19 protein-coding genes are annotated in these 16,455 nt (G+C 66.6%); 15 read left to right on the forward strand and 4 right to left on the reverse strand.

The window, feature by feature from the left end:
* Positions 1-2: 2 nt before the first annotated feature.
* Together MB901379_RS09550 and MB901379_RS09555 are read right to left on the reverse strand one after the other, a co-directional pair.
* On the reverse strand, positions 3-533 hold the full coding sequence (locus MB901379_RS09550) for a DUF2189 domain-containing protein (RefSeq protein WP_158016435.1): 531 nt from the start codon (positions 531-533) through the stop codon (positions 3-5).
* 15 nt (positions 534-548) lie between these two features.
* Entirely contained in the window at positions 549-710 is a 162-nt protein-coding gene (locus MB901379_RS09555; RefSeq protein ID WP_158016437.1) for a hypothetical protein, read from the reverse strand.
* 339 nt (positions 711-1,049) lie between these two features.
* On the opposite strand from MB901379_RS09555, the gene MB901379_RS09560 reads away from it, so the two are divergent.
* A complete protein-coding gene (locus tag MB901379_RS09560; protein WP_158016439.1) occupies positions 1,050-2,396 on the forward strand; it encodes a replication-associated recombination protein A in 1,347 nt (448 codons plus the stop codon).
* Positions 2,397-2,424: 28 nt separating this feature from the next.
* On the opposite strand, the gene MB901379_RS09565 is transcribed toward MB901379_RS09560, so the two are convergent.
* Positions 2,425-3,048, reverse strand: a complete 624-nt coding sequence (locus tag MB901379_RS09565) for a hypothetical protein (RefSeq protein ID WP_197717880.1) — start codon at positions 3,046-3,048, stop codon at positions 2,425-2,427.
* A 163-nt stretch (positions 3,049-3,211) separates the two neighbouring features.
* Between MB901379_RS09565 and MB901379_RS09570 the strand changes: the two genes are divergently transcribed.
* From MB901379_RS09570 to aroQ, 10 genes are all read left to right on the forward strand, one after another.
* A complete protein-coding gene (locus tag MB901379_RS09570; RefSeq protein WP_174237083.1) occupies positions 3,212-3,601 on the forward strand; it encodes a secondary thiamine-phosphate synthase enzyme YjbQ in 390 nt (129 codons plus the stop codon).
* A 111-nt stretch (positions 3,602-3,712) separates the two neighbouring features.
* Positions 3,713-6,427, forward strand: coding sequence for an alanine--tRNA ligase (gene alaS / locus MB901379_RS09575; RefSeq protein ID WP_158016445.1), 2,715 nt, complete (start codon positions 3,713-3,715; stop codon positions 6,425-6,427).
* Entirely contained in the window at positions 6,428-6,964 is a 537-nt protein-coding gene (gene ruvX, locus MB901379_RS09580; protein ID WP_158016447.1) for a Holliday junction resolvase RuvX, read from the forward strand. It abuts the gene before it with no gap.
* Complete coding sequence (locus tag MB901379_RS09585) at positions 6,957-8,213, forward strand: endolytic transglycosylase MltG (RefSeq protein WP_158016449.1); 1,257 nt, start codon at positions 6,957-6,959, stop codon at positions 8,211-8,213. Before ruvX ends, MB901379_RS09585 begins: the two co-directional genes overlap by 8 nt.
* Complete coding sequence (locus tag MB901379_RS09590; RefSeq protein WP_158016451.1) at positions 8,191-9,006, forward strand: shikimate dehydrogenase; 816 nt, start codon at positions 8,191-8,193, stop codon at positions 9,004-9,006. The genes MB901379_RS09585 and MB901379_RS09590 overlap by 23 nt, the downstream gene beginning before the upstream one ends.
* Positions 9,007-9,016: 10 nt before the next feature.
* Positions 9,017-9,445, forward strand: a complete 429-nt coding sequence (locus MB901379_RS09595; RefSeq protein ID WP_158016452.1) for an A24 family peptidase — start codon at positions 9,017-9,019, stop codon at positions 9,443-9,445.
* Positions 9,446-9,626: 181 nt separating this feature from the next.
* Positions 9,627-10,850, forward strand: coding sequence for a chorismate synthase (gene aroC / locus MB901379_RS09600; RefSeq protein ID WP_158019057.1), 1,224 nt, complete (start codon positions 9,627-9,629; stop codon positions 10,848-10,850).
* Between the two features lie 9 nt (positions 10,851-10,859).
* Complete coding sequence (locus MB901379_RS09605; RefSeq protein ID WP_158016454.1) at positions 10,860-11,414, forward strand: shikimate kinase; 555 nt, start codon at positions 10,860-10,862, stop codon at positions 11,412-11,414.
* Positions 11,411-12,499, forward strand: a complete 1,089-nt coding sequence (aroB, locus tag MB901379_RS09610; RefSeq protein ID WP_158016456.1) for a 3-dehydroquinate synthase — start codon at positions 11,411-11,413, stop codon at positions 12,497-12,499. The genes MB901379_RS09605 and aroB overlap by 4 nt, the downstream gene beginning before the upstream one ends.
* Positions 12,496-12,939 (forward strand): type II 3-dehydroquinate dehydratase, encoded by a 444-nt coding sequence (gene aroQ, locus MB901379_RS09615; RefSeq protein WP_158016458.1) that lies wholly within the window; start codon positions 12,496-12,498, stop codon positions 12,937-12,939. Before aroB ends, aroQ begins: the two co-directional genes overlap by 4 nt.
* A 6-nt stretch (positions 12,940-12,945) precedes the next feature.
* On the opposite strand, the gene MB901379_RS09620 is transcribed toward aroQ, so the two are convergent.
* Positions 12,946-13,698: a B-4DMT family transporter gene (locus MB901379_RS09620; protein WP_158016460.1), complete on the reverse strand. Its 753-nt coding sequence runs from the start codon at positions 13,696-13,698 to the stop codon at positions 12,946-12,948.
* Positions 13,699-13,731: 33 nt separating this feature from the next.
* Here MB901379_RS09620 and MB901379_RS09625 point away from each other — a divergent pair, with 33 nt between their 5' ends.
* From MB901379_RS09625 to MB901379_RS09640, 4 genes are read left to right on the forward strand one after another with little or no spacing between them, the layout of a single operon-like run.
* Positions 13,732-14,856 carry an aminopeptidase P family protein gene (locus tag MB901379_RS09625; RefSeq protein WP_158016462.1) on the forward strand — a complete coding sequence of 375 codons (1,125 nt, stop codon included), beginning with the start codon at positions 13,732-13,734 and terminating at the stop codon, positions 14,854-14,856.
* 14 nt (positions 14,857-14,870) lie between these two features.
* Complete coding sequence (gene efp, locus MB901379_RS09630) at positions 14,871-15,434, forward strand: elongation factor P (RefSeq protein WP_158016464.1); 564 nt, start codon at positions 14,871-14,873, stop codon at positions 15,432-15,434.
* A gap of 2 nt (positions 15,435-15,436) precedes the next feature.
* Entirely contained in the window at positions 15,437-15,970 is a 534-nt protein-coding gene (gene nusB, locus MB901379_RS09635; protein WP_158016466.1) for a transcription antitermination factor NusB, read from the forward strand.
* Positions 15,967-16,365, forward strand: a complete 399-nt coding sequence (locus MB901379_RS09640; protein ID WP_158016467.1) for an antitermination protein NusB — start codon at positions 15,967-15,969, stop codon at positions 16,363-16,365. Before nusB ends, MB901379_RS09640 begins: the two co-directional genes overlap by 4 nt.
* The last annotated feature ends 90 nt before the right edge of the window (positions 16,366-16,455 follow it).

A 16,455-nucleotide genomic window follows, 5' to 3' on the forward strand; every position in this document is an offset into this window, starting at 1 on the left:
ACTTAGCAAAAATGACGCGGAGGCGCGCGGACTGGTGTGTTAGGAGTATTACGGCCCCGGCGGCATGGCGGGAGGCCACTGTTGGTAACCCGACCTGGCGAACTCAACGACCTGTCCGCCGGAAGCTTCCGGTAGGTGTAGGTCAGGATGAGCGTGGCGACAGGCACCGCGATGAGCAGGCCGACGCCGCATGCCAACGCGCCGACGATGATCACGGCGATTTGCAACAGCCATGCCAATAGGGCCCCACCGATGTGAGCCCACGCGGCCGACACGCTGGACCCCAGTGCCTGGGTCGCGGAGAAGGACCGATCGATGACAAGCGGCATGGTGAACCGCAGCAGCACGGCGAGAATGAGGCCAGGGAAGAACAGGATTGTCGAGGCCGCGCCGGTGAGAATGGCGACCAGCAACGCCGCGAGGATCGCCATGGAGAGGTCGCGGGGCTTGAAGAACGAAGCGACCGTCACCGGCTTTCCGTCGGCGATGTCGAGGGATCCGGACAAGAACGCCGCCTGGGCGTAAATTGCCACCGCACCGATGAGCGTTCAACACGCGATCAGGACGGCCCACTGGCTGCCACTCCATTCCTGCGCGGCGCCGGTGGCGGTGGCGGCATAGTCGTCCGAACTTGTCGTGATGTCGTCGGCGGGAAGGGGCACCGCCATCACCGCGTAGAGGCCGGCCAGCACGACCCCATACATACGCAAGGGCGGAAACGATAAGCGGCCCAGCGTGCTTGCCGAATCGGCTGACGGCCCACCCGAACGCGGCGCCCGCGCTGAACTGGGCCGGCAGGCCGGGCTGGCCACCATAGCCGGATGGCGGAGGAGGAACCCCGTACCCGGTCGGTGCGCCGTAGTTCGGCGGAGGCGGGTACGACGGCGGCGGATACCCGGGCGGGCCTGGATTGCCACCTTCGGATGTGGACGGGCTGCCCCGCCAATCGCGGAGGCTGGTTCATGGCAGGTCCTGATCGCTTAAGCGACGTGCATCCGACGAAATAAGTCAATACTCCGCCAAGACGCCCGGGGTCTACCCCTCGTGGTATGTCTGAAGTCGTGTCCGACGGTCTGTTTGACCTGCCCGGCGAACCGCAGCCGAGCGGAGAGGCGCTGGCCGTGCCGGCCGGTGCGCCGCTGGCCGTGCGGATGCGGCCCACCTCGCTCGACGAAGTGGTCGGTCAAGAGCACCTGCTGGCGCCCGGATCGCCGCTGCGACGCCTCGTCCAGGGCTCGGGTGTGGCGTCGGCCATCCTGTACGGCCCCCCGGGAAGCGGCAAAACGACGTTGGCGGCGTTGATCTCGCGGGCCACCGGCCGTCGGTTCGAAGCGCTGTCGGCCTTGTCTGCCGGCGTCAAGGAGGTTCGCGCCGTCATCGAGGGTGCCAGAATCGCGATCCTGCGCGGCGAGCAAACCGTGCTGTTCATCGACGAGGTGCACCGGTTCTCCAAGACCCAGCAGGACGCACTGCTGGCAGCGGTGGAAAACCGGGTGGTGTTGCTGGTCGCCGCGACGACGGAAAACCCGTCATTCTCCGTGGTGGCGCCGCTGTTGTCGCGGTCGCTGATCATGCAGTTGCGCCCGCTGACCGCCGACGACATTCGCACGGTCGTACACCGCGCCATCGATGACCCGCGCGGGCTCGGCGGGCGGGTCACGGTGACACCCGAGGCCATCGACCTGCTGGTGCAACTGGCGGCCGGCGACGCACGCCGTGCCCTGACGGCGATGGAGGTGGCCGCCGAAGCGAGCGATCACGTCGGCGTCGAGACCATTGAGCAGTCTCTGGACAGGGCCGCGGTTCGTTACGACCGAGACGGTGATCAGCACTACGACGTGGTGAGTGCGTTCATCAAATCGGTGCGGGGCTCCGACGTTGACGCCGCGTTGCACTATTTGGCTCGCATGCTGGTGGCGGGGGAGGATCCGAGGTTCATCGCGCGCCGGCTGATGATCCTGGCCAGCGAAGATATCGGGATGGCGGACTCGAGTGCACTGCAGGTGGCGGTAGCCGCCGCGCAAACGGTGGCGTTGATCGGCATGCCCGAGGCGCAGCTGACGTTGGCGCACGCCACCATCCATCTGGCCACCGCGCCGAAATCCAACACCGTGACCAAGGCCCTGGCTGCGGCAATGGCGGACGTCAGGGCCGGCAAGGCGGGCCTGGTGCCGGCTCATCTGCGTGACGGGCATTACTCCGGTGCGGCGGCGCTGGGCAATGCGCAGGGATACAAATATTCCCACGACGATCCCGACGGCGTTGTCGCCCAACAATATCCACCCGATGATCTGGTGGACGTGGATTACTACCAGCCGACCGGCCGTGGCGGCGAGCGCGAGATCGCCGGCCGGCTCGACCGGCTGCGCGCCATCATCCGCGGCAAACGTGGATGACAGCGTCACACTCGCCGCGTCGGCTAGGTCAGACCAGCTCGGGTACCCGTAGGTGCGCGATCGCCAACTCGAACTCGGCGACATCGAGCACCTCGGCACCCAGTTCGCGGACACGCCTGCTGCGTAACTCGGTTGCCTGGTCGCGGTTGCGGGCCATCGCTTCCATGGTGTCGAACGTCGAGCAGGACACCGCGCGCCGGCACGCGGGATGATCGACCATCAGGCTCGCGCTGCAGAATCCGTCCAGATCCTCCATCTCGGGCAGCACATACATCCCGTAGAAGTCCAGGGATCGCTCAATCTGGTCCGGCACCACCTTCAGCCAGGTAGCGCGCACGCAGGCCCCTTCGTGCGACCGGTGGTCGCGGTGCAGCATCGCGATGCTCCATTCTTCGACTCGCGCATTGCCGGAGAACATCATTGCCGCCCGATCACGGATGGGCGCTACCGCGTGTGCGCTGGCGCGCATCGCTTCCAACGTCTTCCATGCGCTGGTGGCAATGCAGCTGCCCGATTGCCGGTCGACCAGCAGCGATAACCCGATACATCCGTCGATCTCCTGCAGCGCGGGCATGACGACATCGCGAACATGCGCAATTCCGATGTCGACCGACAAGGGTTGTGCCTGGATGGTGGTAGAGCGTGCGTACACGATCGGCCCCCTCCTCTGTCGGGGCAGCGCCCCGGTGGCGCCACCGGTCCCACCGACTACCTTCCTCCTGCTGCTTTGCCCTGGCAATGCCCGCGGGGGCTGGTGGCAATGGATTGGCAGGTCGCCGAGCCGTCACCGTAGGCTGGACGGGATGGATACCGATGTGCTGGATGTCGACACCGCGCGCCGGCGCATCGTCGACCTCACCGACGCGGTGCGCGCGTTCTGCGCCAAGCACGGCGACGGACTGTGCAACGTATTCGTCCCGCACGCGACAGCTGGAGTGGCGATCATTGAGACGGGCGCCGGCTCGGACCATGACCTGGTCGATGCCCTGGAACGGCTGCTGCCGCGCGACGACCGCTACCAGCACGCACACGGGTCTCCCGGCCATGGTGCCGACCATGTGATGCCGGCCCTGGTCGCGCCATCGGTGACCGTGCCGGTCACGGGCGGTGAGCCCCTGCTGGGCACCTGGCAAAGCGTTGTGCTGGTCGACCTTAATCGCGACAATCCGCAACGGTCGGTCCGACTGAGCTTCCTCGCGGGGTAGGTGGCAGGCTAAGCGGGCCATATACATCTTTAGCCGGCCTTCCAAAAGGCCGGCGAATAGGCTGACAACTGACCCCAGCTAGGACCAAGCGAACTAAGGAAGCGACGAAAAGTGCAGACACACGAGATCAGGAAGCGGTTCCTTGATCATTTCGTGAAGGCGGGCCACACCGAGGTGCCCAGCGCTTCGGTGATCCTCGACGACCCCAACCTGCTGTTCGTCAACGCCGGCATGGTCCAGTTCGTGCCCTACTTTCTCGGCCAGCGCACCGCGCCGCACGCGACGGCGACCAGCATCCAGAAATGCATCCGCACCCCCGATATCGACGAGGTGGGTATCACCACCCGGCACAACACGTTCTTTCAGATGGCCGGCAATTTCTCGTTCGGCGACTACTTCAAGCGCGGGGCCATCGAACTGGCGTGGGCGCTGCTGACCAACAGCATCGCTGACGGTGGATACGGGCTTGACCCGGAAAAGCTATGGGCCACAGTCTATCTCGATGACGACGAGGCGGCCGGACTGTGGCGCGAAATCGCTGGGCTGCCGGCCGAACGGATTCAGCGCCGTGGCATGGCGGACAACTACTGGTCGATGGGGATCCCCGGGCCGTGTGGCCCATCGTCGGAGATCTACTACGACCGCGGGTCCGAATACGGGGTCGGTGGCGGTCCCATTGCCAACGAGGATCGATACCTCGAGGTGTGGAACCTCGTGTTCATGGAAAACGAGCGCGGCGAGGGAACCTCCAAGGAGGACTTCGAGATCCTGGGGCCGCTGCCGCGCAAGAACATCGACACCGGCATGGGCGTTGAGCGGATTGCGCTGGTTCTGCAAGGAGTGCACAACGTCTACGAAACCGATCTGCTGCGGCCGGTCATCGACCTGGTCGCCGCTCGGGCGCCGCGCGGCTACGACATGGGTAATCACGCTGACGACGTGCGTTACCGGATCATCGCCGACCACAGCCGTACGGCCGCGATCCTGATCGGCGACGGTGTCAGCCCGGGCAACGACGGCCGTGGTTATGTATTGCGCCGGCTACTGCGCCGCGTCATCCGGTCAGCCAAGCTCCTGGGTATCGACTCCCCGATCCTGGGCGATCTGATGGCCAGCGTGCGCGACGCGATGGGGCCGTCGTATCCCGAGCTGGTCGCCGACTTCGACCGGATCAATCGGATAGCCGTCGCGGAAGAGACCGCGTTCAACCGGACCCTGGCGTCCGGGTCCAGGCTGTTCGACGAGGTGGCCGGCGCGACCAAGTCATCCGGCGCCACCATGGTGTCCGGCTCGGATGCCTTCACCCTGCACGACACCTACGGGTTCCCGATCGAGCTCACGCTGGAGATGGCCGCCGAATCCGGTCTGTCGGTCGATGAGGCCGGGTTCCATGAATTGATGGCCGACCAGCGTCGGCGCGCCAAGGCCGACGCTGCCGCTCGCAAACACGCCCACGCGGACCTAACCGCCTACCGGGAGCTGGTCGACGCCGGGCCCACCGAGTTCACCGGCTTTGACGAGTTGACCTCGGAGGCGCGGATCCTGGGCATCTTCGTTGACGGTAAGCGGGTTCCGGTGGTCGCGCACGGTTCGGAGCGCGGGGCTACGGATGCCGATCGGGTGGAGTTCGTGTTGGACCGCACCCCGCTGTATGCCGAGTCGGGTGGCCAAATTGCCGACGTCGGGACCATCGGCGGAACGGGATCGGGCAGCAGTGCGCGCGCGGCGGTCACCGATGTGCAAAAGATCGCTAAAACCCTGTGGGTGCACCGCGTCAACGTCGAGTCCGGGGAATTTGTCGAAGGCGACAGCGTCGTCGCCGCGGTGGACCCCGGCTGGCGCAAAGGTGCCACCCAGGGGCACTCGGGTACCCATATGGTGCATGCCGCGCTGCGGCAAGTGTTGGGGCCTAACGCGGTTCAGGCCGGGTCGCTGAACCGGCCGGGTTATCTGCGATTCGACTTCAACTGGCAGGGGTCGCTAAGCGACGAGCAACGCAGCCAAGTCGAACACGTGACCAACGAGGCGGTTCAGGCGGACTTTGAGGTGCACACTTTCACCGAGCAACTCGAGAAAGCCAAAGCCATGGGTGCCATGGCGTTGTTCGGCGAGGCCTATCCCGATCAGGTGCGGGTGGTAGAGATCGGCGGGCCGTTCTCGTTGGAGCTGTGCGGTGGCACCCACGTGGACAGCTCGGCGCAGATCGGTCCGGTGACCATCCTGGGCGAATCGTCGATCGGCTCGGGAGTTCGGCGAGTGGAGGCCTACGTGGGCCTGGATTCTTTCCGGCACCTGGCCAAGGAACGTGCTCTGATGGCCGGCCTGGCCGCGTCGCTAAGAGTGCCGTCCGAAGAGGTCCCCGCTCGGGTGGCCAATCTGGTGGAGCGGCTCAAGGCCGCCGAGAAGGAGCTAGAGCGCGCCCGGTTGGCCAACGCGCGGGCGGCTGCGGCAAACGCCGCCGCCGGGGCCGAGCGGATAGGTAACGTGCGTGTGGTGGCTCAGCGGATGTCCGGCGCGATGACCGCGGCCGACCTGCGTTCGCTGGTCGGCGACATTCGCGGCAAGCTGGGCAACGACCCCGCTGTGGTCGCGCTGATCTCGACCAGCTCCGACGGCGAGAAGGACACCGTCCCTTATGCGATCGCGGCCAACGCGGCCGCCCAGGACCTGGGGATCCGCGCCAACGAGCTGATCAAGATGGTTGCCGTGGCGGTCGAAGGCCGCGGCGGCGGCAAGCCCGATCTGGCCCAGGGCTCGGGAACGAAACCGACCGGCATCGACGCCGCGCTTGAGGCACTACGGGCAGAGATAGCGCGGGTCGGTTGAGTGGTCGCCGCACCGCATCGCCCCCCTGACCGGCCCGGCGACTCAGACCCCGGACTGGGACGACGCCTTGGCATCGATGTGGGCACGGTGCGTATCGGTGTGGCGGCCAGCGACCCGAACGGCATCCTGGCCACCCCGGTGGAAACCGTGCGTCGCGACCGCACCGGCAAGCACCTGCGCCGGCTCGCCGCCCTGGTTGCCGAGCTGGAGGCGGTGGAAGTGGTGGTTGGGTTGCCGCGGACCCTCGGCGATCGCATCGGCGCATCGGCGCAGGACGCGATCGACCTGGCCGAGACGCTGGGCCGGCGCATTGCCCCCACGCCGGTCCGGCTGGCCGACGAGCGACTGAGCACCGTGAGCGCGCAGCGATCCCTGCGAGAGGCAGGGATTCGGGCCAAAGACCAACGCGCGGTGATCGACCAGGCGGCCGCGGTGGCCATCCTGCAAACTTGGCTCGATCAACGCCGCGGTGCGGGGATCGGTTCTCCGGCCGGACCCGGCACGCAGACGTTGGCCGGAGACGTCTTTGATGGCTGAGGACACATATCGCCCGAGGGCCGAACCCGAGGCAATCGGGCCGAGCCGACACCGAATGAGCAGAGTCGATCGGCTCAAGCGCGACCGCGAACGGAATGGCCGCCGCTGGCGGCGGCGACTTTTCGGCGGATTCGCCTTGGGCCTGCTCGTCGTGATCGTGGTGGCCGCCGTCGTCTTCGGCGGCAAGATTTGGCACATCATGTCGGGCAGCGGCAACGACTTCAGCGGTCCCGGCAAACGCGACATCGTGATTCAGATCAAGGCCGGCGACTCGACCACGGCGGTCGGGGAGACGCTATACAACCAGGGCGTGGTCGCCACGGTTCGGGCATTCGTGGATGCCGCGCACGGCAACGCCGCGATTTCGTCGATCCAGCCCGGCTTCTACCGGGTGCGCACCGAGATTCCGGCGGCCAACGCGGTCGCACGGCTCGCCGACCCGCAAAGCCGGGTGGGCAAGCTGGTCATCCCGGAGGGGCGTCAGCTCGACGACACCACAGACATGAAGACCAACGTCGTGACCCCGGGCATTCTCACGTTGATATCCCGGGCCAGCTGTGTGGATCTGGATGGCATCAAACACTGCGTTTCGGTTGCCGATCTGCGCTCGGCGGCGAGCAAGGGGACTCCGCTGATGCTGTCGGTGCCGGCTTGGGCGGTCGAGCCGGTGCTCGAGCTGGGTGAGGACCATCGGCGCATCGAAGGCCTCATCGCGCCGGGCACCTTCAATATCGATCCCGCGGCTCCAGCGGAACGGATCCTGTCCTCGCTGATCGGTGCCGGCGCCGTGGAGTACATGAAAGCGGGGCTGGTGACGACTGCCACCTCGCGAGGCCTGTCGCCCTACGACATCCTCGTGGTGGCATCGCTGGTACAGCAGGAATCCAACGTCCAGGATTTCCCCAAGGTGGCACAGGTCATCTACAACCGGCTCAATGAGCACCGCACGCTGGAGTTCGACTCGACGGTGAACTATTCGCTGGATCGGCGCGAGGTGGCTACCAGCGACGCGGACCGAGCCCTGCGGACGCCGTGGAACACCTACGTGTCCGAAGGCCTGCCGGCCACGGCGATCTGTTCGCCCGGCGTCGACGCGCTGCTGGCGGCCGAACACCCGGCGCCGGGGGACTGGTTGTACTTCGTGACCATCGACGCCCAGGGGACGACGTTGTTCACCCGGGACTACCAGCAGCATCTGGCGAATATCGAACTGGCCAAGCGTAACGGTGTCCTCGACAGCGCGCGCTAGAAAGGCCGGTGTTCTCGGGTCGCCGATCGCCCATTCCCGGTCCCCGCAACTGCACCTGGCCGCCTATCGTGCGTTGGGCTTGCAGGGCTGGACCTACGACCGCATCGAGTGCGCTGCTGCGGAATTGCCCGGCGTGGTCAGCGGATTCGGGCCGGAATGGGTCGGAGTGTCGGTCACCATGCCGGGCAAGTTCGCCGCGCTGCGGTTCGCCGATGAGCGCACCACCCGCGCCCAACGGGTGGGCTCGGCCAACACCCTGGTCCGCACTCCCGAAGGTTGGCGGGCCGATAACACCGACATCGACGGTGTAGCGGGGGCGTTGGGGCCGCTATCCGGGCATGCCCTGGTCTGCGGTTCGGGCGGGACCGCGCCGGCGGCCGTCGCGGGACTGGCCGAACTGGGTGTAGCCGGAATCACCGTTGTGGCGCGCAATCCTGACAAGGCGGACCGCCTGGTCGACCTGGGAACACGGCTGGGCGTGCCGAGTCGGTTCTGCGGCCTGGATGACGTCGCTCTGGCCGACGAAGTCGGCGGCGCTGCGGTACTGGTCAGCACCATTCCGGCCGAGGTGGCAGCGTATTACGCCCCAACCCTGGCCCCCATCCCGGTGTTGCTGGACGCGATCTATGACCCGTGGCCGACGCCGCTGGCCGCCGCGGTGGCCAGCGCCGGCGGCCGAGTGATCAGTGGACTGCAGATGTTGCTGCACCAGGCCTTTGCACAGGTGGAGCAGTTCACCGGGCTGCCGGCGCCGCGTGAGGCGATGACTTGCGCGTTGGCGGAACTGGATTAGCCTGCTGCGCATGCGAATTGCGATAACCGGGCTGGTTCTGGTGTGGCTGGGGGTGTTGAGCGCTTACGACGTCCGGCAACGCCGCCTGCCCAACGGTCTGACGCTGCCCGGGGCGGCAGCCATCCTGCTGGCCGCGGTCGCGGGCGGGTGGGGCATGGCGGCGCTGGCCGGTGCGACGGCCTTGAGCGCGGTGTATCTGTTGGTCCACCTCGTGGCGCCGACGGCGATGGGCGCCGGCGACGTCAAGCTGGCCATCGGTCTGGGCGGGTTGGCCGGGTGCTTCGGTGCCGACGTGTGGTTTCTGGCGGCGCTGGCCGCGCCGCTGCTGAGCGTGCTGGCGGGGCTGGGGATGCGGTGGCGTGGTGTCCAGACGGTGCCGCACGGCCTGTCAATGTGTATGGCCACCGCCGGCGCGGCCGGGATGGCGTTGCTGGGTTGACCGCGGGCTCCTAGTCGTGGTGGCGTTGGCGCCCGGTGCACAGCGCAGGTGTGGCTGTCCCGACTGCGGGAGGGCGCCGTCATCGATGTTGAATCGTTCGTACAAACGTTGAATGGTTCTTGGATCGCTGGCGGTGGGGCAGGCCGGCGGGCCTTGCCGCGGCACATGGGAAGATGATCAGGTGTTGCGCTGGATCACCGCCGGGGAATCCCATGGCAGGGCATTGGTAGCCGTAGTTGAGGGCATGGTCGCCGGCGTGCAGGTCACCTCGACCGACATCGCCGACCAGTTGGCCCGACGCCGGCTGGGCTACGGTCGCGGCGCACGGATGGCGTTCGAGCGCGACGCGGTAACCGTGCTGTCCGGGGTACGCCACGGCAGCACCCTGGGCGGACCCATCGCCATCGAGATCGGCAACACCGAATGGCCGAAGTGGGAAACCGTGATGGCTACCGATCCGGTTGATCCGTCGGAAGCGGCTGATCTGCAAAACTCAGCGCGCAACGCGCCGCTGACCCGGCCGCGTCCGGGCCACGCCGACTATGCCGGCATGCTCAAGTACGGTTTCGACGATGCCCGGCCGGTGCTCGAGCGAGCCAGTGCCCGGGAGACCGCCGCCCGTGTCGCCGCGGGCACCATTGCGCGGGCGTTCCTGCGCCAGGCGTTGGGGGTCGAAGTGCTCTCCCATGTCATCTCGATCGGGCCATCGGAGCCCTACGATGGGGCGCCGCCCTGCGCGGAAGACTTGCCTGCGATTGACGCCAGCCCGGTCCGGGCGTTTGGCGCAGCGGCCGAAAAAAGCATGATCGACGAAATCGAAGCGGCCAAGAAAGACGGCGACACTCTCGGTGGCGTGGTCGAGGTGGTGGCACTGGGCCTGCCGGTGGGCCTGGGATCGTTCACCAGCGGTGAGAACCGTCTCGACAGCCAGCTGGCCGCCGCCGTGATGGGCGTCCAGGCGATCAAGGGCGTAGAGATCGGCGACGGCTTCGAGACGGCACGTCGTCGTGGTAGCCGCGCCCATGACGAGATGTATCCGGGGGCCGATGGTGTCGTCCGCTCGACCAACCGGGCAGGCGGGCTCGAAGGCGGGATGACCAATGGCCAAGCGCTGCGGGTGCGCGCGGCGATGAAGCCGATCTCCACGGTGCCCCGAGCGCTGGCCACCGTCGATATGGCTACCGGCGATGAGGCCGTCGCCATCCATCAGCGTTCGGATGTGTGCGCCGTGCCGGCGGCTGCGGTCGTGGTCGAAACCATGGTGGCGCTGGTGCTGGCGCGCGCGGCGTTGGAGAAGTTCGGCGGCGACTCGCTGACCGAAACCCGTCGCAATATCGACGCCTACCTGCACACCGTCGCCGACCGCGAGGCGCCGGCGGCTCGGGCTCGGGTCGGCCAGGGCTAGGCAGGTTTGATGGCTCCCAAAGCGGTACTGGTGGGATTGCCGGGCTCCGGTAAATCCACCATCGGACGCAGGCTCGCCAAAACGCTCGGGGTTGGCCTGCTCGACACCGATGCGGCGATCGAGGCGCGGACCGGACGCAGCATCGCCGATATCTTTGCCGCCGATGGTGAGAAGGAGTTCCGACGGATTGAGGAGGAAGTCGTGCGCGCGGCACTAGCCGACCATGATGGTGTGCTGTCCCTTGGGGGCGGCGCCGTCACCAGCCCCGGAGTGCGCGCGGCACTGGCCGGTCACACCGTCGTCTACCTCGAGATCAACGCCGCCGAAGGGGTGCGACGCACCGGCGGAAACACCGTGCGGCCCCTGCTGGCGGGCCCCGACCGGGCTGACAAATACCGGGCGCTGATGTCCGCCCGGGTCCCGCTATACCGCCGGGTTGCGACCATCCGGGTGGACACCAACCGCCGCAATCCCGGAGCGGTGGTTCGCTACATCACGTCGCGGCTGCAAAAGCCGTCGCCACAGCCAAATCCCGACTCGACCGCCAGCGGGGTCAGCACATGATCGATGGCGCCGCACCGGTCACCGTGCAGGTGGCTGTCGACCCCCCTTACCCGGTGCTGATCGGCACCGGTCTGCTGACCGAATTGGAGCAGTTGCTGGCCGGGCGCCACAAGGTCGCGATCCTGCATCAGCCTGTGCTGGCGACGACCGCCGAGGCCATCCGGGCGCGGCTGGCCGACAAAGGCGTGGACGCACACCGGATCGAAATCCCCGACGCCGAGGCCGGCAAGGACCTGCCGGTCGTGGGGTTCATTTGGGAAGTGTTGGGCCGCATCGGGATTGGCCGCAAAGACGCGCTGGTTAGCTTGGGCGGCGGAGCCGCTACCGATGTCGCCGGGTTTGCCGCGGCCACCTGGTTGCGTGGAGTCTCGATCGTGCATGTGCCCACCACGCTGTTGGGCATGGTCGACGCGGCCATCGGCGGCAAGACGGGCATCAATACCGATGCCGGCAAGAATCTGGTCGGGTCGTTTTATCAGCCGCTGGCCGTGCTCGCCGACCTGGCCACTCTGCAAACCCTGCCACGTGACGAAATTGTTTGTGGGATGGCCGAAGTGGTCAAGGCCGGATTCATCGCGGACCCGGTTATCCTGGACCTCATCGAAGCCGACCCCCAGGCCGCACTTGACCCGGCAGGCAAGATCATGCCGGAATTGATCCGTCGCGCGATCAGTGTCAAGGCGGAAGTTGTGGCCGCCGATGAGAAGGAATCCGAGCTGCGCGAAATCCTCAACTACGGCCACACTTTGGCTCACGCGATCGAGCGCAGGGAGCGTTACCAATGGCGGCACGGCGCGGCGGTGTCGGTGGGCCTGGTGTTCGCGGCCGAGCTCGCCAGGCTTGCCGGACGGCTCGATGACGCCACCGCGCAACGGCATCGCACCATCCTGTCGGGTCTGGGCCTGCCGGTCAGCTATGACGCCGACGCGCTGCCTCAGCTGCTGGAAATCATGGCCGGCGACAAGAAAACACGGGCCGGTGTGCTTCGATTTGTGGTCCTCGACGGGCTGGCCAACCCGGGCCGGATGGTGGGGCCGGACCCCGGGCTGCTGGTGACCGCCTACGCGGGAATCTGTGCCCCATGAGTGCGCGGACGGTCAACGTGATTAATGGCCCAAACCTGGGCCGGCTGGGCCAGCGCGAGCCCGGTGTCTACGGCAGCACGACTCACGCCGAGCTGGCCGCTCTGATCGAGCGGGAAGCTGTCGAACTCGGAGTCAAAGCCGTTGTGCGGCAAAGTGATAGCGAAGCTCAGCTGCTGGAGTGGATTCATCTGGCCGCCGATGCGGGGGAGTCGGTGATCCTCAATGCCGGCGGATTGACGCACACGTCGGTCGCGTTGCGCGACGCATGCGCAGAACTGAGTGCGCCGCTGATCGAGGTGCATATCTCCAATGTGCATGCCCGCGAGGAATTCCGGCACCACTCCTACCTCAGTCCGGTTGCCACCGGGGTGATTGTTGGGCTGGGTATCCAGGGCTACTTGCTCGCGCTGCGGTATTTGGTGACCGCCGGCCAAAGCTGAAGGGAACTAGTCCGTTTTTGGTTTCTTGCCCGGCTTGGTCTCGTCGTTGTCCAGATTGATCACCTCGGTGCTCGCCTCGGTGTCCGTGGTGGCGATCGTTTCGGTGGGTGTCTCGGGCTCGGAGGTGCGGATCACTTCGGTTGGTGATTCGCTTGCCGGCGTGGCGATGGTCTCGGTGGGTGTTTCGCGTTCAACCGTGGCAACCTGTGTCGGCGCCGTTGCTCCTGCTTCCTGGCGCGCCACCGGCACCTCTCCGGTGGGGCTGTCGTCGCCGCGGACGGCGGCGAACACATCGGTGTCGGCCCGTCCGGTAGAACCGTCGTGGTGCGGCACCGGGGGTGCCTTGCGGTCCACTCGCCACCGGCCGACCGCCACTCCGGATAGTCCCGGCAGGAAGACGATGAGTGCGGTGAAGGCGGCGAACGTCGTCAGTTCGTTGATCAAACCACCGACGTAGACGCCCTTGCAGAACAGCGAAATGATCCAGGTCACGGCTCCGCTGAGGATACCGGCCACCAGGCCGCCCAGCAGCCAGGTCATGGCCAGATCCGCGCGGCGATCCGGATCCGGGCTTGTCTTGGCGTCCGCGCGCCCGTCGAGGGTCCCCCACAGGGCCACGCCAATGATGTACAGCAGGAGCAGCACCAGGCTGATCACGCCGGCCTGGGTCTGCCACGCGTTGATCAACGCCCCTTGAAAGAGGCGAAGAACGACCATCGCGGCAGCGAACACCAACCCGCGCAGCATCCAGTTAGTCATGGATGCTCAGCGTAGCGAGTACCGTCAAGGGGCGTGACACATTCCCAGCGTCGACACAACCTCAAAGCCAAAATCGGTGCCGCCGGACTGGACGCGATGCTGGTCACCGATCTGATAAATGTCCGATATCTATCGGGTTTCAGCGGGTCCAACGGCGCGTTGCTGGTATTCGCCGACGAACGCGAAGCGGTGCTGGCCACCGATGGTCGCTACCGCACTCAGGCTGCGCACCAGGCACCAGACCTGGAGGTAGCGATCGAACGCGCTCTTGGACGCCATCTGAGCCGCCGTGCCGCCGACGACGGCGTACGCAAGCTCGGCTTTGAGAGCCATGTGGTCACGGTGGACGGCTTGGATGCGCTAACTGGTGCGCTGGCGCAGACGAACACCGAGTTGGTGCGTGCCTCCGGAACCGTGGAGACACTGCGCGAGATCAAAGACGCTGGTGAGCTGGCGCTATTGCGCCTGGCGTGCGAAGCGGCCGACGCCGCACTGACCGACCTGGTCAAACGCGGCGGTCTGCGGCCGGGCCGAACCGAACGTGAGGTGGCTCGCGATCTGGAGGGCCTGATGTTCGACCATGGCGCCGACGCGGTGTCGTTCGAGACCATCGTGGCCGCCGGGGCAAATTCGGCGATTCCGCATCACCGGCCCACCGACGCGGCGTTGGCGGCGGGTGACTTTGTCAAAATCGATTTCGGTGCGTTGGTCGCCGGCTACCACTCCGACATGACCCGCACCTTTGTGCTGGGCAAGGCGGCTGACTGGCAGCTGGAGATCTATCAGCTGGTCTCCGAGGCGCAACGGGCCGGCCGGGAGGCGTTGCGCCCGGGTGCCGAACTGCGTGAGGTCGATGGTGCGGCCCGACAGCTGATCGCGGACGCGGGCTATGCGGAAAACTTCGGCCACGGCCTGGGACACGGCGTCGGCCTGCAGATACATGAAGCGCCGGGCATCGGTGCGACATCCGCCGGTACACTACTGGCGGGCTCCGTGGTCACCGTGGAGCCCGGCGTCTATCTACCCGGCCGCGGCGGTGTTCGCATTGAGGACACATTGGTGGTGGCCAGCGAAAACCCGGTCACCTCAGAGTCGCGAAGTGCCGGGCAGACCCCGGAATTGTTGACCCGGTTCCCGAAGGAACTGGCCATCCTGTAGGAGATTTGGCGATCGTGGCGAGCACCGCTGACTTCAAGAATGGACTTGTCCTGGCTATCGACGGGCAACTATGGACGATCGTCGAGTTCCAGCACGTCAAGCCGGGCAAGGGCCCGGCCTTTGTGCGCACCAAGCTCAAGAACGTGCTCTCGGGCAAGGTCGTGGACAAGACCTACAACGCCGGGGTGAAGGTGGAGACGGCGACCGTCGACCGCCGCGACACCACCTACCTCTACCGCGACGGCTCGGACTTCGTGTTTATGGACAGCCAGGACTACGAGCAGCACCCCTTGCCGGAGTCCCTGGTCGGCGATGACGCACGGTTCCTGTTGGAGGGTATGCCGGTGCAGGTGGCCTTCCACAACGGGTCGCCGCTGTACATCGAGTTGCCCGTCACCGTGGAGCTCGAAGTCACCCACACCGAGCCGGGTCTGCAGGGCGACCGGTCCAGCGCGGGCACCAAACCTGCCACCTTGGAAACGGGCGCCCAGATCAACGTGCCCTTGTTCATCAACACCGGAGACAGGCTGAAGGTCGATTCGCGCGACGGCAGCTACCTGGGCAGGGTCAACGCCTGAGCATGGCGGACGGAAAGCCGGACAAGCCGGCGAAAGCGACCAAGGGACGCCATCAGGCCCGCAAGCGTGCGGTGGACCTGTTGTTCGAGGCCGAGGCCCGCGGCATGAGCCCGGTCGAGGTCGCCGATGCCCGGACTGCGCTTGCCAAAGCGAAGCCGGAGGTCGCCTCGCTGCACCCCTACACCGCGGCGGTGGCGCACGGGGTCGGCGAGCACGCCGCCCACATCGATGATCTGATCGCTTCGCACCTGCAGGGTTGGACCCTGGACCGGCTGCCCGCGGTGGACCGTGCAATATTGCGCGTCGCGGTGTGGGAGTTGCTGTATGCCGAGGACGTGCCCGAACCCGTGGCCGTAGACGAGGCCGTCGAGCTGGCCAAGGAGCTGTCCACCGACGATTCGCCGAGCTTCATCAACGGGGTACTCGGACAGGTCATGTTGGTGACGCCGCAGATCCGCGCGGCCGCCGCGGCGGTCCGCGAGTCGGTTCCGCATCAGGAGGCGCTCCAGCCGGAAAACCAAGGATCGTGTACATGAGCAGACTCGAGTTGCGTGTGGTGATCGCCGCCTGGATGGCGGCGGCGGTGATTTTTGGTGCGGTCATCTGCGCTGCCTACGGGTGGGTCATTGTCGCCTCGGCGCTGTCCATTTACGCGCTGGGCGTGGGTGCTTGGCTGTATCACTCGATCGAGCGCCTGGTTCTGGCCCGTCGCATCAGCACCGTTCGGTCGGCGGCGCGGCCGCTGCAGCCGCTGCTGCCGGTGATGGCCGCCATCATGGGTCTGACGCAGGCCGTGGTGCGCTCGCTCGGCGATGTCACTGACCTGCCGGCACGTCGCTGGGAGCTTCCACAGCTGCCGGTGCTGCGTTGGGTGGATAGCACCCTGGGAAGCCGGCGGATTGTCGACGGCGACGACGAGCTTGAGGGCTGACACCTCCGATCCCGGTCGCCGGCGGTCGGCGGGACGAACATTCGGTGCTGCAATACGGTCTGATGCCACCGATTAACTCGATAACCTGCG

It is taken from the genome of Mycobacterium basiliense (genome assembly GCF_900292015.1).
GTDB lineage: Bacteria > Actinomycetota > Actinomycetes > Mycobacteriales > Mycobacteriaceae > Mycobacterium > Mycobacterium basiliense.

Bases quoted from the DNA above. Each gene is read 5' to 3' on its own strand.
- MB901379_RS09560 (WP_158016439.1), top strand. From the start codon at position 1,050: ATGTCTGAAGTCGTGTCCGACGGTCTGTTTGACCTGCCCGGCGAACCG.
- MB901379_RS09585 (WP_158016449.1), top strand. From the start codon at position 6,957: ATGGCTGAGGACACATATCGCCCGAGGGCCGAACCCGAGGCAATCGGG.
- MB901379_RS09595 (WP_158016452.1), top strand. From the start codon at position 9,017: ATGCGAATTGCGATAACCGGGCTGGTTCTGGTGTGGCTGGGGGTGTTG.
- MB901379_RS09605 (WP_158016454.1), top strand. From the start codon at position 10,860: ATGGCTCCCAAAGCGGTACTGGTGGGATTGCCGGGCTCCGGTAAATCC.
- aroB (WP_158016456.1), top strand. From the start codon at position 11,411: ATGATCGATGGCGCCGCACCGGTCACCGTGCAGGTGGCTGTCGACCCC.
- aroQ (WP_158016458.1), top strand. From the start codon at position 12,496: ATGAGTGCGCGGACGGTCAACGTGATTAATGGCCCAAACCTGGGCCGG.
- MB901379_RS09620 (WP_158016460.1), bottom strand. From the start codon at position 13,698: ATGACTAACTGGATGCTGCGCGGGTTGGTGTTCGCTGCCGCGATGGTC.
- nusB (WP_158016466.1), top strand. From the start codon at position 15,437: ATGGCGGACGGAAAGCCGGACAAGCCGGCGAAAGCGACCAAGGGACGC.
- MB901379_RS09640 (WP_158016467.1), top strand. From the start codon at position 15,967: ATGAGCAGACTCGAGTTGCGTGTGGTGATCGCCGCCTGGATGGCGGCG.